Below are 14,454 nucleotides of genomic sequence, written 5' to 3' on the forward strand. Positions count from 1 at the left end.
ACGAGGATCATGAATGAACCCCATAGCCCAACCGAGCGCCCTTACTTCTTTCTCTCCTAGCATCAAGGGAGCGGTAGAGATATTGAATCAGGGTCTAGAGTTTTTGTTAGCGATTTCTGACAGCGATTACCTAACACGAGCAAAGCCACACGTTACAAGCTCTATCGGTGAACATACTCGTCACACACTGGATCTTTTTCACGCCTTGATTTTAAAAGAGGATGAGACCGTTGATTACAACACTCGTCGTCGTGGTCATCCCGTCGAATACGACCGCTCTATTGCAGTCAAAGAGATCCACTATGTGATCAACTGGCTTGAACGATTAGACCGTCGAGATCTCGAAGCGCCTATCATGATCCAAACCGAAGTTTCGATGGACGCTCAAGTGTTCGCAAGCCTGCCTTCAACGCTCGAAAGAGAGGTCACCTTTGCCGCACTGCATGCCAATCATCATTACGCGATGATCAAGGTGATCACCACCTTCCTAGACGTCGAGACCTGCAACACCTTTGGTTATGCCCCAACCACCAACAGCTATCTGAGGGAGCAATAATCATGTGTTCAGTATCTTGGCTGCTTGAAGAGAATGGTTATCAGGTCTTTTTTAATCGTGATGAACAAAAAACACGAGCACTGGCAATGCCACCCAGACAATATCGAGTCAACGGTGTCGATATCATTATGCCACTCGACCCAACTGGCGGCGGTAGCTGGATAAGTATTAATGAGTTCGGGCTTTCGCTGTGCCTACTCAATAACTATCAAGGCTCAGTACCTGTTGGGCCTTTAGTAAGCCGCGGTTTGCTACTTAAAAATCTATCATCGAGTCGTAATATCAGTCAGCTCTCTGAAGCATTTCACAAGCTAGACCTACACTCTTTTGCCCCATTTACCTTACTGGCTTTCGCGCCCAATCTAACCCAACACAATGGTCTGGTTATCGCCTACATGTGGGATGGTATTCAACAGCAAATAGTCGACACAGATTCTCCACTGTTCTCATCCGGTGTTGATTTAGAGCGAGTGCAAGCTTACAGACAAGCAAAATACGATCAGCTTATGGCAACAGGTAAGAATCAACAGAACTTACTTAAGTTTCACTCTCACCATCACAACGAACAACCTCATTTAGCAACCTGTATGCATCGCGAAGACGCACATACAGTGAGCTTTACACACTTACGTAATCTGCATGGCCAAGCCTCTATGTTTTATGCACCCGGCTCACCATGCGAACCCATAAAACCATGCCAGATAAATCAGCAGCGCTTTACCTTTGATTTATCACCCGCAATCAATCTATAGATGGAGTCCATCATGAGAAAACTAATCACCATGGTCATGCTACTTGTTAGCCCGTACGTATTTGCTGCCGATGAAATCTACACTGGTTTCTTTAGCAGTAAGGCGCTCGATGGCTACGATACCGTCGCGTATTTCACTTCCGGTAAGCCCATTGAAGGCAGTAAAAAATTCAGCACTGAGTACAAAGGAGCGGATTGGTATTTCTCTTCTGAAAAGAATCTGACTTTATTTGTTAATAATCCTGAAAAATATGCCCCTCAATATGGTGGCTATTGCGCTTGGGCAGTATCAGCGAAGAGTGACTTTGCACCGGGTGACCCACATCAATGGACGATTGTTGATAACAAGCTTTACCTCAACTACGACCAAGAGATTAAGCAGCGCTGGGAACAAGACCAAGCACAGCATATCCAACAAGCCGATAAAGTTTGGCCGCAACTGATTAAGTAAGGGAATAACGATGACATTCACTCCAGCCAAACATATCCCTGCGGCATTTATCGCGTTTGTGTTTATTCAGTCGTTGTTCTTTAAGTTCACCGGCTCATACGAGACAGAGCATATCTTTGGCACGCTCGCGACATGGTCAGGGCTCAGTTGGTTCGGCTCGTTTGGCGGTTACTTGATTGGATTCGCTGAACTAATTGCAGCCATTTTGCTGTTCACCCGTTGGCATGGTTTGGGTGCCATCATGAGCGTGGGGATCATGAGCGGCGCGATATTTTTCCACCTGTTTACACCGCTCGGTATTCAGATGCCTGAGTTCAATGCAGCGGGTGAAATTGTCGGTTACGACGGCGGATTATTGTTTGGCATGGCATGCCTAGTCTGGTTATGCGGTGCGTTTTTAAGTGTGAAAGATTTCAAGAATCAAGACGGTTTCCTAAACAACTTTAGTCAATAAGGTAGCTTCATTATGATTGATAGTCCTTTTCGTTTACCACGTTACACGCCTTTTGGTTTAGGTGAGTCTGTTGTCGAGTGGGCAACTGGGCTATCTAAGCTAGACCGACTCTATCAAGATCGACCAAACGAGTTATCTAGCTTTGAATTCATGCATCACACCCTGTCAGCGCTCAATATCGACTACTCGGTTTCATCTGGCACCACAGAGAATATCCCGGAAGAAGGGCCAGTGGTGATTGTGGCTAACCATCCACTTGGTGCTATTGAAGGTGTGATCCTTGCCGATCTCGTAGGATCCGTAAGGAAGGATGTGAAGGTGCTGGCGAATGAACTACTTAAACGCCTGCCTGAACTGGATGATCTTTTCATCGGTGTCGATGTCTTTAACAGTAAAGAATCGAAACGCACCAATGCCAAAGCTATTCGAGATGCCAATCGTCATTTGGCTGATGGTGGGCTATTGGTTGTATTCCCAGCAGGTGAAGTATCGAGCTACCGTAAAGGGGCAAAAACACTGACAGACATCGAGTGGAGCAAGTCGGTAGCGAAATTCGTAAAACGTCATCAAGCCACCACTGTTCCTATCTTTATTAATGGTAAAAACAGCGAGCTTTTCTACCAAGCAGGACGGGTTCATCCACTATTAAGAACCGCTCTACTCGGCCGTGAACTTCTTAATAAACAGTCAACGACTATCTCTATCTCGATTGGCTCTTCGATTCCATATTCAGAGATCAAATCGTTTGAAAAAGAGATGGATATCGTCAACTATCTACGACTCAATACCTACCTAATGAGTCAACAAGACAGCCCGAGCACGCCCATCCACGCGCCCTCTTTCGATACCCAAGTGATAGCGCCAATATCACCAGATGTATTGGCAATAGAGATAGGCTCACTTCCTGAAGAGATGAAGCTACTCGAACAAGGCGACTTCGAGGTCTACTGCACGCCTAGCCAATCTATTCCTAACTTGATGCGCGAGATTGGTCGAGTAAGAGAAGAAAGCTTTAGAGAAGTCGGCGAAGGCAGCGGGCTGGCCTGTGATTTAGATGAGTATGACCTTTACTACCATCAACTGTTTGTGTGGAATAAAACCAAGGCAGAACTGGTTGGCGCGTATCGACTCGGTATGGTCGACAAACTCATCGCTGAGCACGGGCTTGATCAGCTCTACTCTCGTAGCCTGTTTAACTACAACCAAGAATTCATTGATACTCTAGAAAACAGCATTGAGCTTGGGCGATCAGTGGTAAGTAAGCCTTACCAAAAGAGCCTGAACTCACTGTTACTATTGTGGAAAGGCATCGCGACCTTTGTGTCTCGTCACCCTCAATACACCCATCTGTTCGGCCCTGTCAGTATCAGTAATGATTACAGCCACAATGCGCGTCTGTTGATCGCGACCACCTTATCAATCCATCACTACGACGAGGAAAAGGCGAATTTGGTTTCACCTTCATCACCACTCAATACCAGCAGTCATGTGTTCTGGCAGAATCACCTGCTCTCTTCACTGGCGAGTGTGCCTCTGCTCTCTAAAGTGTTAGCACGCATGGAGCAAGGTAAAGGCCTGCCGGTGCTGCTGCGCCAATATCTAGGGATGAACGGTAAACTGGTGTGTTTTAATGTCGACCCATCATTTAATGATGCCTTGGATGGCTTGATTGTGGTGAACCTTAAAAAGGTACCACTGAAGACTCTGGGTAAATACATGGGCAGAGAGCTTGCTCAAGACTATCTAGAGCAACATGCTCAACGCTGATTTCGCCTACTCTGTACCTACACTCAAATAAGTGCGATGATTTCGACACTTATTTGGGTTAGGTTATTTTCATGCACACCTCTTTTATCGAACAACTACAAAGCTTCGACTTCTCAGAAAGCCAGATTGAATCTCTAGTTGCTGTCGCCAAGCCACTTGAACTGCCAACAAGACACATCTTGATCAATCAAGGTGAGATGGCGAGTTCAATCTACTTTGTACTTGAAGGCTTGTGCCACGCCTGCTACTTGACCAATGACGGTAAGCAATACAGCAAAGAGTTCTATTGGGAACAAGATTGGATCATCGGCTTTGAGAGTCTGATAAAAAGCCAAGCGTCCCCTTACCTATTAGAAACGCTGACTCCCATCACCATGTTAGAGCTGCCAATGAATGCGGTTATCGAGTGGCGTGCATCAAATAATCCTTTGTATTTAAAGCTGTTAGAAACACAACTGATGCATAAGGAAAACAAAGAACGCTTCATGCTGCTCTATACACCAGAGCAACGCTATCAGCTGTTCTGCGAGCACTATCCCGACCTTGAGCAGCGCTTGAATGACAATCAAATTGCAGCCTACCTAGGAATAACCGCAATCAGCCTGAGCAGAATTAAAGGTCGAATTAACAATAGTTAATGCCAACAATCATCGCGCATAGTACATTCAGAGCATCGATAATCTCTGGATGTAAACATGATCACTTGGCACTCAATTCCCTTTTCTGAACTCTCAACACAACAGCTTTATCAACTACTTAAATTAAGAGTCGATGTATTTGTGGTGGAGCAAACTTGTCCTTATCCAGAACTCGACGGTAAAGATACACTCGCAGGTGTTGAGCACCTGCTTGGCTATTCTGATGAAGAGTTGGTAGCGTGTGCACGTTTATTACCACCAGGTACCTCTTACGACAACACCAGCATCGGCCGAGTCGCAACCAAGCAATCAGCAAGAGGTGATGGCTTGGGACATCAATTAATCAAAGAAGCATTAACACGCTGCGAGGCTCTTTGGCCAAATACGGCCATTGATATTGGCGCGCAGCAACACCTAGAAAACTTCTATGCGAGCCACGGCTTCAAGACCATCTCGGCTATGTACCTCGAAGATGACATTCCTCATATAGACATGAGATTAGAAAAATAATGACGAATATCACTGCCGGTATTCTATTGTTGGTTGCAGGTAACTTGTTTGCCTCACTTTCCGACGTAGCGGTAAAGCTGTTAAATGGCGAAGTACCGCCCTTGCAGTATATTTTTTTCCGACAGTTGATATCTCTGCTCATCATCACCCCTTTGTGGCTTCAGCAGAAAAAAGAACAACGACGCTTACAGCAGGCTAAGGTAACCTTCATTCGAGGTCAGTTAATTCTGATCGGCAGTGGATGTATGGTGGTCGCGATCACTCACTTGTCTTTAGCAACCGCCAACGCAGTATTTTATGTCGCGCCTTTACTGATGTTGCCGCTCTCAATGTTGCTATTGAAAGAGCAACCGGCACTCGGAAAGGTTATCGCCACAACCATAGGTTTTATTGGCGCATTGATTGTTTTGAGGCCATCACAATTTCATTGGGCAGCACTGTTTGCTTTGGGGACAGCACTCACCCTCGCACTATTCAATGTATTGGTAAGAAAGCTTCCTAGTGAGCAAACGGTGGTCACTACGCTGTGGTGGACAACCTTATTCTCTATTCCAGCCTCATTAGTACTGTGCTTCTTATACTGGCAGCCGGTATCTGTGGAGCATTTGGGATACATAGCATTAAGTGCGACGCTAATCTTAAGCTACAACGGCCTTGCGGTTGCTGCCTATCAAAAAGCACACTCTAGCCAAGTTGCCTTGGCTGAGTATTCAGGATTGGTGTTTGTCGCGCTAATAGGTGCAATATGGTTCGATGAGATTCCGGATACATTAACCTTTATCGGAATCATGCTTATCATCTTGCCACTCGCCCCTTTCAAGCGACCAAAAAAAAGAGCTAATGCTTAGCTCTTTTCTATCGTTTATCTGTGTCTGGTGAAGCGCTTTAACTCAGGCTCACTATTCATCTACTTACTGCGACCAAAGCCACCATCGGATAAGCGGAAGAACATCACCGAAGTGTCGCCTTTCTCTAGCTGAAGAATGTCCAACTGCCCAGTTTCAGCAAGTTTGAAACGAACCAGCTGGCCTTTACGAATCTGACTAAGTGGCTTATCTGCACCTTCAATACGCACTAACGCATTCAAGTCAGACAATGGCAAATCGTTGTTTCGAAAAACCTGCGCTAACGTATCCCCTTGCTTAACAAGGTACTCCTGCCAATTTTTGTTACTCGGTTCTGATGAACTGCTCTTGGCATTTTGCTGTTCGCTTAAGCCGACGGTGTTTATTTCAAGCTCAACGCGCGATGTTGTTGGAGCTGTGTCTACTTTAGGTTCTGGTAGTGGCACAAAAAGTAATATCAGTACGATCGGAGAAATCACCATCAACAGTCTTTGGTGTAACTTCGGCAATGAACCCCAAGTTTGCGCTGTCGAGGTTTTCATTTTCTTCACATCGATCGAACTCAATTTCTCTTTGACCTGATTCAGTCGATCCTTGAATTCTGCTAAGTGGTCAACTTTCTGTTTTTTCTTTTGACGACGATTCATACCACTGCGTCCTATACATTGAATAACTACAGTATAAAAACCAAAGTACCAACAGTATAGATCTTTCCGTCACAACAAGGCCCAAAGCGAGAAAATTGACATGGCTGTGATTTGGGCACGGTAAAGCGCAAGTGATCAGGGACTAGCCGTTTCTTCACGCTGCTAATACTGGTATTCTTACCCTTTTCGTACTGACAAAAAGAGTGACTTTTCATGTCTGAAGTAAAATTTGAAACTGTAGAGCAAAAAGCTAGCTACGGTATCGGTCTACAAATGGGCCAACAACTTGCTGGTTCTGGTCTTGAAGGCCTAAACGTTGACGCAATCGCTGCTGGTATCGCAACAGCTCTAGTTGGCGACATGCCAGCTATCGAAGTTGACGAAATCAACAACGCACTACAAGAGCTACACACTCGTGGTGAAGCTGCACGTCAAGAACTAGCTAAAGCTGCTGCTGCTGACGGCGAAGCTTTCCTAGCTGACAACGCTCTTCGTTCAGAAGTAACGGTTCTTGAGTCTGGTCTTCAGTACGAAGTACTAACTGAAGGTACTGGCGAAATCCCAACTGCAGACAAGCAAGTACGTGTTCACTACCACGGCGAACTAACTGACGGTACTGTTTTCGACAGCTCTGTATCTCGCGGTCAACCTGCTGAATTCCCAGTAACTGGCGTAATTCAAGGTTGGGTACAAGCTCTACAAATGATGCCTGTTGGCTCTAAGTGGAAGCTATACATCCCTCAAGATCTAGCATACGGTGAGCGTGGCGCAGGTGCTGCAATCCCACCATTTGCTGCTCTAGTATTTGAAGTAGAACTTCTAGCAATTCTTTAATTTTTATAAAAACCTTTAGTAAAACAAAATACTATAGGCAAATAAAATTGAAATAATCCAACGGCGATGTCACTACATCGCCGTTTTTCGTTTATAGTGAAAGAGTAAATTACTTTATTACTTAAGGACGAATAATGAAGAAAGTACTCATCACAGTTTTAAGCAGCCTAGCTGTTGTTTCTTGCGCTAGCACTAGCGACTCTGAACAAACCAGTTCATCATCAGATACCAACTATTCCCAACTATCACAAACTGCACTAATGGCAGCAGTGAATATGTGGTCTCAGCAGAACGAAACAACGCCACTAGTGGATACGGTAGCTGACCAAGCTTCTGTTACCAGCGACCAAGCAGTTGGCGGTATTGGTTCAATGTTGGCCCTTGCACAAAACTCACTTGGCACAGCCGACAACAAAGAACTCGCGACACTAATTCCGGGTATGTCGAGCCTTGAGTCTACGGGTCTATCATCGCTACTAAGCTCACAAGGTGCCGTTGAAAGTGCATTTTCTGGATTAGGTATGGATCCATCAATGGTTACAACATTTGCGCCAATTATTCTTCAAGCACTGCAGTCACAAGGTGCAACGAGCGGCCTGATGGATTCACTTTCAGCTATATGGCAATAATCGTTAGTATTAATAGCTAGCTTAAAATTTGATAAGGGCACTTCGGTGCTCTTTTTTTTTGCGTGGAAGAAAAGATATTTGAGATACGAGATACGAGATACGAGATACGAGATACGAGATACGAGATACGAGATACGAGATAAATGGGGAGTTTAAAAAGGTTGTTGGGGTAATACAAAGGGAAGAAAAAAAATATCGTGGCATAGCCGGGGGGACTATACCACGGGTGCCAATGACACCTTCGCTTGCTGCCGGAGTGATATAGCAAAGCCATATCACCTCTGGAATAAAATTAAAGAGAAGTAGTTTCTCTTCGATGGAGTAACTATACGTCCAGGTACTTATTTTACTTATAAAATTAACGACAGATGCCTATGAGAAAACCGACATTATTTTAAGTGATTGATAGTTAATGATTTGTTGTTGGTTGGGAGGGTTTGTACTAGTGAGGTAGTTCTCGCTAGTTGTTGAAAGTAACGTTTTTGACGTAAACGTTTTTGACGTAAACGTTTTTAACGAAATTTACGAGTATGTATTTTCGAAAACATTGATTTCACACAATAGAATTGTGGGCATGTATGTGTATCATAGCGTTAATAACAATCTTTCTCATTATCAGTCACGAATTGGGTACTTATGAAACTCTCACAGCTAGAGCAAGGAAAGGCGGCTTCTATTGTTGCACTAACAGGTTTAACACCAGACGTAAGGAAGAAACTTATGGTCATGGGTATGTTGCCAAAAACCGAGGTGACGCTTATCCGCCGTGCACCGATGGGTGACCCGCTTCAAGTTGAAGTGAGAGGTGTTTCTATCGCCATTCGTGAAAGCATTGCAGAACAAATCGAGGTTATCTAAATGGATTATCAAGTTCTTACCGTTGGTAACCCGAATAGTGGTAAAACAACACTGTTCAACGCACTGACTGGTGCCAAGCAGCACGTTGGTAACTGGGTTGGTGTTACTGTCGAAAAGAAGACGGGTTTATACTCGCACGCAGGTGATCAGTTTCAACTAACGGATTTACCGGGTATCTATGCACTAGACAGTGGTAATGATGCGAACAGCATCGATGAATCTATCGCGTCTCGCGCTGTTTTAACTCACCCAGCAGATGTGATCATCAATGTTGTCGACGCTAGCTGTCTAGAACGAAGCTTATACATGACATTACAACTACGTGAGTTGGGTCGCCCAATGATCGTTGTGTTGAACAAAATGGATGTATTGAAGCGCGAACGTCAGGTGATTAACCTTAAAGCGCTAGAGAAAGAGCTAGGTTGCCCAGTTCTAAGCTTGTCTGCAAACGACAAAGGTCAAGTGGTTCGCTTTAAAGAGCGTCTGCATAAACTGCTTGTTCAAGGTGTGAGCCTTGACCCTATCTTAATTGATTACGATGCCGCGTTAGAAGCTCTTATCCCTTCTGTTGAGTCACAATTTGATGATGCTGACGTATCTCACCGAGCGCTCGCGATTCGTGCTTTAGAAAATGATTACTTGGTATTGAATGGACTGGCTCCACAAACTCGCACTCAAATTGATAGCGTGCGTCTTGGTGCCGATTTCGATATTGACCTTGCTGTTGCTGACGCTAAATACACTTTCTTACATGACCTTTGTAAACGTGTTCGTCGCAGCGAAGGCAAACTAAGCCGTAACTTTACAGAGAAAGCAGACCAATTCATTTTGAACAAATGGGTCGGTATTCCTTTCTTCTTCGTCATCATGTACCTAATGTTCATGTTCTCTATCAATATCGGTAGTGCGTTTATCGATTTCTTCGATATTGGTGTTGGGGCAATATTAGTTGATGGTGGACACCACTTATTAGATGGCCATTTACCAGTTTGGTTAGTCACTGTACTTGCTGATGGTATTGGCGGTGGTATCCAAACAGTTGCGACCTTTATTCCTGTTATCGCTGCGCTTTATCTATTCTTAGCGGTACTAGAAAGCTCAGGCTATATGGCTCGTGCTGCATTCGTACTTGATAAAGTGATGCAGAAGATTGGTTTACCGGGTAAAGCATTTGTCCCACTTGTACTGGGCTTTGGTTGTAACGTGCCTTCAATCATGGCAACTCGTACTCTTGACCAAGAGCGCGAACGTAAACTGGCAGCATCAATGGCGCCGTTTATGTCATGTGGTGCTCGTTTGCCGGTATACGCACTGTTCGCAGCGGCGTTCTTCCCTGGTGCAGGACAAAACGTAGTATTCGCTCTGTACATCATGGGTATCGTTGCTTCTGTGTTTACGGGCCTTTTCCTGAAAAACACGATCTACCCAGGTAGTAGCGATAGCTTAGTGATGGAAATGCCAGATTACGAATTGCCGACAGTGCAAAACGTAATGCTAAAAACTTGGCAGAAGCTGAAGCGTTTCGTACTTGGTGCAGGTAAAACAATCGTGATGGTTGTGGCTATTCTAAGCTTCCTAAACTCTCTAGGTATGGACGGTAGCTTTGGTAACGAAGACAGCGAAAACTCAGTACTGTCTAAAGCGGCTCAGGTTGTAACACCTGTATTCCAACCAATTGGTATTACTGAAGAGAACTGGCCTGCAACGGTTGGTATCATCACAGGTATTTTCGCTAAAGAAGCTGTTGTAGGTACATTAAATAGCCTATACACAACGCCTTCTGATGAAGAAGCGGCTGAGTTTGACTTAGCAGCAAGCCTGCAAGAAGCGGTAATGACAATCCCTGAAAACCTAGCCGGTTTGAGCTACTCAGATCCATTAGGTATTGAAGTTGGCGACTTGTCTGATTCTAATTCTGTAGCAGCTGACCAAGAAGTCGATACCTCTATCTTTGGTAACTTGAAAGACAAGTTTGTATCTGGTCATGCGGCGTTCGCTTACTTGATTCTTATCCTGCTTTACACGCCTTGTGTGGCCGCGATGGGTGCTTATGTTCGTGAATTTGGTCAGACGTTTGCACGCTTCATCGCGGTTTGGACGATGGCTCTTGGTTACTTTGGTGCGACTTTCTACTACCAAGCGGCAAACTTTGCTGCGCATCCTGTGACAAGTGCAGTATGGATGGTGGCGATTGCTGGTGGTTTTGTGGTGACGTATCGCGTCTTCAAAAAAGTGGGTAGTAAGCAGAAAGCACTAGAGGTGCAAGTAGTATGATTTTAACTGAACTTCATCAATACATTGATAGCCACGGCGTTGCGGCTCGTAAAGAGCTCGCTGCAAAGTTTGGCATGAGTGAAGATGGCGTCGATGCGATGCTGAGTGTGTGGGTCAAGAAAGGGAAAGTTTCTCGCTTGGTCGATACGAATAAGCATGGTCATACAACGCGTATTCGCTACACCATCAGCAAGCAAGATGGTTTGTCGCTTAACGTGATGATGTAGTTCAGATCTTCAAACTCTCGTTGAAAAAGGCGAGATTAGAAAATGACAAGGCCGCTTATCTAAGATGAGCGGCTTTTTGTTATGTGTCTTTTCTGAAGTGTTTTGCTTTTAAGCTCAACGAAATCAAGTCGAATTATGCTTTCTTGAAGATAGAGCTCAGTGACAGAACGTTTTGGATACGAGTCAGGATAGCAGCTTGATCTTCTTCATTGCGCTGTTCACCTTTGGTATTTCCCCATACTGGGCCAGGCCAAGCAATGTCGTCTTTAAAGCGTGCAATATGGTGAATGTGCAGTTGTGGCACCATGTTACCCAGCGCACCAAGGTTCAATTTGTCTGGTTGGAACGTGGCTTCTAGTGCTTGGCTTACCGCCTGAGATTCATGCAGGAACTGCTGTTGCTCTTTCATTGGTAAGTGGTGCAACTCTTTTAGGTTGGCACGTTTTGGTACCAAGATAACCCAAGGCACTGCGTTATCTTTGTGTAGCAGGGCTAAGCTCAGTGGAAATTCGCCGATAAGTGTGGTGTCTTTCGCAAGTTGCGGGTGAAGTTCGAAGCTCATGATCTTTCCAATTAATTGTTTTACATGAGTATAAGGGCGGAGTTTGAATGTGGCTAGGGCTTACGTTCTCAATAAGCAGATTCCCTATCACGTTCGTGCCTCACTGTAGGGAATGACGTTTGGGGAAGTGATGGTGTATTGCTTTGCTAGTGTTACGCGCCTAGAGGTGGATTCTCAATGACGTTGGTTCTTCACTAAAGGAAGTGACGATTGGAGAGAGTGATAACGAATTGGTTTTCTGTTGTTACGTGTTTTAGGGGACTCCCTATCACGTTCGTGCCTCACTGTAGGGAATGACGTTTGGGGAAAGTAATAACGATTTGGTGTGACTTGATGGCGCATTATTGATGCTGTCTTGGAATTACTAAACCTATTCTCGTCATCTCCTAGAGCGACGAAGGAGCGTAATAGGAGATCTCGTGCTGTGTCGGTTAGCTAATCGTATAAATAATCGAGTAAACAAACCTCCAGATAAAACAAAAGGTTGACGCTTTCACGCCAACCTTTTTAATTTTCTCGATTCTCGAACCGCTTACATGCGCTCTAGAGTGTCGATACCTAGAAGCGATAGACCTTGTTTGATCGTTTTCGCTGTTAGTGCAGCAAGCTTCAGACGGCTCTGCTTAACAGCTTCGTCTTCAGCAACTAGGATAGGGCACGCTTCGTAGAAGCTAGAGAATTGACCAGCTAGTTCGAACAGGTAGCTACACATGATGTGTGGTTGACCTTCACGAGCAACAGACTGAACTGCTTCTTCGAATTGTAGAAGTTTCGCGATAAGTGCTTTCTCTTTCTCTTCAGTGATTTTGATTTCACCTTCGAGAGAGTCCATAGAAATACCAGCTTTAGCAAATACAGAAGCAACACGAGTGTATGCGTACTGCATGTACGGTGCTGTGTTGCCTTCGAATGCAAGCATGTTGTCCCAATCGAACACGTAGTCAGTTGTACGGTGCTTAGAAAGGTCTGCGTACTTAACGGCTGCCATAGCAACTGTGTTGGCGATCGCTTTCTTCTCGTCTTCTGCTAGTTCTGGGTTCTTAGATTCGATTAGCTGCGCTGCACGAACTTCGGCTTCATCAAGAAGATCAGCAAGACGAACAGTACCGCCTGCACGAGTCTTGAATGGCTTACCATCTTTACCTAGCATCATGCCGAATGCGTGGTGCTCAAGAGAAACAGATTCTGGGATGTAACCTGCTTTACGAACGATAGTCCAAGCTTGCATTAGGTGTTGGTGCTGACGTGAGTCGATGAAGTAAAGTACGCGGTCTGCGCCTAGTTCTTCAAAACGGTATTTTGCACAAGCGATATCTGTTGTTGTGTAAAGGAAGCCGCCGTCACGTTTCTGGATGATAACGCCCATTGGGTCGCCATCTTTGTTTTTGTATTCGTCTAGGAATACAACCTGTGCGCCGTCATCTTCTTTAGCAAGACCTTGCTCTTTTAGGTCAGCAACGATAGTTGGAAGCATGTGGTTGTACATGCTTTCGCCCATTACGTCATCACGTGTTAGAGAAACGTTTAGACGATCGTAGTTGCGTTGGTTTTGAATCATTGTAACGTCAACAAGCTTCTTCCACATCTCTGCGCAGAACTCGTCGCCGCTTTGCAGTTTAACAACGTAGCCACGTGCTTTAACTGCGAACTCTTCGTCTTCATCGTAAAGCTTTTTAGATTCACGGTAGAAGCCTTCAAGGTCAGCAAGTTCCATTGAAACTTCGCCAGACTCAGCCTGAACGCGCTCAAGGTTTGCGATAAGCATACCAAATTGAGTACCCCAGTCGCCGATGTGGTTAGCACGGATAACGTTGTGGCCTAGGAATTCAAGAGTACGAACTACCGCATCACCGATGATCGTTGAACGTAGGTGACCAACGTGCATCTCTTTCGCAACGTTTGGTGCAGAGTAATCCGCAACAATTGTTTGTGTTTCTGCTACTGCAACACCAAGGCGAGAATCAGCCAATGCTGCGTCTGCTTGTTGAGCTAGGAAAGCTTCATCTAAGAAGATGTTAAGGAAACCTGGGCCTGCGATTTCTACTTTAGAAGCGATACCGTCTAGGTTTAGAACGTCCAATACTTTTTGAGCAAACTCTCGAGGATTAGTGCCTAGTCGCTTAGCAACGCCCATAACGCCGTTTGCTTGGTAGTCACCAAATTGTGGTTTTGCAGATTGGCGAACAGCCGCAGGAGAGCCTGCAGGTGCGCCAGCGGCTTCTAGAGCCTGAGATACTTTGTCATTAATAAGTGCTTGGATATTCACACGCGTTTCCTTCAATTCAAGGATGATAAGAGTGGCCGTTATTTCGAGGTCATTAAATTGGTTAATTATGCGTCTAGTTAACGATTTAATGCCGAAATGAACAACAGACACTGTTTAAGTTCACAAAAATGGCGTTAATCATACCAATTTTGTGGGGTTTCTTATAGGTCGAATTGATAGAAAAT

16 protein-coding genes are annotated in these 14,454 nt (G+C 44.9%); 13 read left to right on the top strand and 3 right to left on the bottom strand.

Features of this window, described 5'->3' with window-relative positions; genetic code table 11:
• Positions 1-13 precede the first annotated feature (13 nt).
• The 8 genes from AB6E85_RS15225 to AB6E85_RS15260 all read left to right on the top strand — a co-directional run bounded on the left by AB6E85_RS15225 (position 14) and on the right by AB6E85_RS15260 (position 5,975).
• A complete protein-coding gene (locus AB6E85_RS15225; protein ID WP_048618622.1) occupies positions 14-556 on the top strand; it encodes a hypothetical protein in 543 nt (180 codons plus the stop codon).
• Positions 557-558: 2 nt separating this feature from the next.
• Entirely contained in the window at positions 559-1,308 is a 750-nt protein-coding gene (locus tag AB6E85_RS15230) for an NRDE family protein (protein ID WP_122082847.1), read from the top strand.
• Positions 1,309-1,320: 12 nt separating this feature from the next.
• Positions 1,321-1,758 (top strand): YHS domain-containing (seleno)protein, encoded by a 438-nt coding sequence (locus tag AB6E85_RS15235; RefSeq protein ID WP_248402442.1) that lies wholly within the window; start codon positions 1,321-1,323, stop codon positions 1,756-1,758.
• A gap of 10 nt (positions 1,759-1,768) precedes the next feature.
• Positions 1,769-2,212 carry a hypothetical protein gene (locus tag AB6E85_RS15240; protein ID WP_017096575.1) on the top strand — a complete coding sequence of 148 codons (444 nt, stop codon included), beginning with the start codon at positions 1,769-1,771 and terminating at the stop codon, positions 2,210-2,212.
• Between the two features lie 12 nt (positions 2,213-2,224).
• Positions 2,225-3,979, top strand: a complete 1,755-nt coding sequence (locus tag AB6E85_RS15245) for a lysophospholipid acyltransferase family protein (protein WP_333010889.1) — start codon at positions 2,225-2,227, stop codon at positions 3,977-3,979.
• A 71-nt stretch (positions 3,980-4,050) separates the two neighbouring features.
• The gene (locus tag AB6E85_RS15250; RefSeq protein ID WP_048605962.1) at positions 4,051-4,617 is read left to right on the top strand and encodes a Crp/Fnr family transcriptional regulator; all 567 of its coding nucleotides are present in this window, start codon (positions 4,051-4,053) and stop codon (positions 4,615-4,617) included.
• A 57-nt stretch (positions 4,618-4,674) separates the two neighbouring features.
• Positions 4,675-5,127, top strand: a complete 453-nt coding sequence (locus AB6E85_RS15255; protein WP_248402438.1) for a GNAT family N-acetyltransferase — start codon at positions 4,675-4,677, stop codon at positions 5,125-5,127.
• Complete coding sequence (locus AB6E85_RS15260) at positions 5,127-5,975, top strand: DMT family transporter (RefSeq protein WP_333010885.1); 849 nt, start codon at positions 5,127-5,129, stop codon at positions 5,973-5,975. The genes AB6E85_RS15255 and AB6E85_RS15260 overlap by 1 nt, the downstream gene beginning before the upstream one ends.
• Before the next feature lie 59 nt (positions 5,976-6,034).
• Here the strand turns inward: AB6E85_RS15260 and AB6E85_RS15265 are convergent, their stop codons facing one another.
• Positions 6,035-6,619, bottom strand: coding sequence for a LysM-like peptidoglycan-binding domain-containing protein (locus AB6E85_RS15265; RefSeq protein WP_048605967.1), 585 nt, complete (start codon positions 6,617-6,619; stop codon positions 6,035-6,037).
• A 213-nt stretch (positions 6,620-6,832) separates the two neighbouring features.
• Between AB6E85_RS15265 and AB6E85_RS15270 the strand changes: the two genes are divergently transcribed.
• The 5 genes from AB6E85_RS15270 to AB6E85_RS15290 all read left to right on the top strand — a co-directional run bounded on the left by AB6E85_RS15270 (position 6,833) and on the right by AB6E85_RS15290 (position 11,441).
• Entirely contained in the window at positions 6,833-7,453 is a 621-nt protein-coding gene (locus AB6E85_RS15270) for an FKBP-type peptidyl-prolyl cis-trans isomerase (protein ID WP_008220519.1), read from the top strand.
• Between the two features lie 134 nt (positions 7,454-7,587).
• Complete coding sequence (locus AB6E85_RS15275; protein ID WP_017058875.1) at positions 7,588-8,082, top strand: DUF2780 domain-containing protein; 495 nt, start codon at positions 7,588-7,590, stop codon at positions 8,080-8,082.
• Between the two features lie 636 nt (positions 8,083-8,718).
• Entirely contained in the window at positions 8,719-8,940 is a 222-nt protein-coding gene (locus AB6E85_RS15280) for a FeoA family protein (RefSeq protein WP_004734203.1), read from the top strand.
• The gene (gene feoB / locus AB6E85_RS15285) at positions 8,941-11,214 is read left to right on the top strand and encodes a Fe(2+) transporter permease subunit FeoB (protein WP_048610421.1); all 2,274 of its coding nucleotides are present in this window, start codon (positions 8,941-8,943) and stop codon (positions 11,212-11,214) included.
• Positions 11,211-11,441 (top strand): FeoC-like transcriptional regulator, encoded by a 231-nt coding sequence (locus AB6E85_RS15290; RefSeq protein ID WP_017061938.1) that lies wholly within the window; start codon positions 11,211-11,213, stop codon positions 11,439-11,441. Before feoB ends, AB6E85_RS15290 begins: the two co-directional genes overlap by 4 nt.
• Positions 11,442-11,574: 133 nt before the next feature.
• Here AB6E85_RS15290 and AB6E85_RS15295 read toward each other — a convergent pair whose 3' ends face one another.
• Together AB6E85_RS15295 and argS are read right to left on the bottom strand one after the other, a co-directional pair.
• Positions 11,575-12,003 (bottom strand): HIT domain-containing protein, encoded by a 429-nt coding sequence (locus tag AB6E85_RS15295; protein WP_048610423.1) that lies wholly within the window; start codon positions 12,001-12,003, stop codon positions 11,575-11,577.
• Positions 12,004-12,535: 532 nt separating this feature from the next.
• Positions 12,536-14,269: an arginine--tRNA ligase gene (argS, locus tag AB6E85_RS15300; RefSeq protein WP_017063415.1), complete on the bottom strand. Its 1,734-nt coding sequence runs from the start codon at positions 14,267-14,269 to the stop codon at positions 12,536-12,538.
• Positions 14,270-14,454 lie beyond the last annotated feature (185 nt).

Origin of the sequence: Vibrio sp. 10N.247.311.51, from assembly GCF_041467855.1 — a bacterium.
GTDB lineage: Bacteria > Pseudomonadota > Gammaproteobacteria > Enterobacterales > Vibrionaceae > Vibrio > Vibrio coralliirubri.

Bases quoted from the DNA above. Each gene is read 5' to 3' on its own strand.
- AB6E85_RS15225 (WP_048618622.1), top strand. From the start codon at position 14: ATGAACCCCATAGCCCAACCGAGCGCCCTTACTTCTTTCTCTCCTAGC.
- AB6E85_RS15230 (WP_122082847.1), top strand. From the start codon at position 559: ATGTGTTCAGTATCTTGGCTGCTTGAAGAGAATGGTTATCAGGTCTTT.
- AB6E85_RS15235 (WP_248402442.1), top strand. From the start codon at position 1,321: ATGAGAAAACTAATCACCATGGTCATGCTACTTGTTAGCCCGTACGTA.
- AB6E85_RS15240 (WP_017096575.1), top strand. From the start codon at position 1,769: ATGACATTCACTCCAGCCAAACATATCCCTGCGGCATTTATCGCGTTT.
- AB6E85_RS15245 (WP_333010889.1), top strand. From the start codon at position 2,225: ATGATTGATAGTCCTTTTCGTTTACCACGTTACACGCCTTTTGGTTTA.
- AB6E85_RS15250 (WP_048605962.1), top strand. From the start codon at position 4,051: ATGCACACCTCTTTTATCGAACAACTACAAAGCTTCGACTTCTCAGAA.
- AB6E85_RS15255 (WP_248402438.1), top strand. From the start codon at position 4,675: ATGATCACTTGGCACTCAATTCCCTTTTCTGAACTCTCAACACAACAG.
- AB6E85_RS15260 (WP_333010885.1), top strand. From the start codon at position 5,127: ATGACGAATATCACTGCCGGTATTCTATTGTTGGTTGCAGGTAACTTG.
- AB6E85_RS15265 (WP_048605967.1), bottom strand. From the start codon at position 6,619: ATGAATCGTCGTCAAAAGAAAAAACAGAAAGTTGACCACTTAGCAGAA.
- AB6E85_RS15270 (WP_008220519.1), top strand. From the start codon at position 6,833: ATGTCTGAAGTAAAATTTGAAACTGTAGAGCAAAAAGCTAGCTACGGT.
- AB6E85_RS15275 (WP_017058875.1), top strand. From the start codon at position 7,588: ATGAAGAAAGTACTCATCACAGTTTTAAGCAGCCTAGCTGTTGTTTCT.
- AB6E85_RS15280 (WP_004734203.1), top strand. From the start codon at position 8,719: ATGAAACTCTCACAGCTAGAGCAAGGAAAGGCGGCTTCTATTGTTGCA.
- feoB (WP_048610421.1), top strand. From the start codon at position 8,941: ATGGATTATCAAGTTCTTACCGTTGGTAACCCGAATAGTGGTAAAACA.
- AB6E85_RS15290 (WP_017061938.1), top strand. From the start codon at position 11,211: ATGATTTTAACTGAACTTCATCAATACATTGATAGCCACGGCGTTGCG.
- AB6E85_RS15295 (WP_048610423.1), bottom strand. From the start codon at position 12,003: ATGAGCTTCGAACTTCACCCGCAACTTGCGAAAGACACCACACTTATC.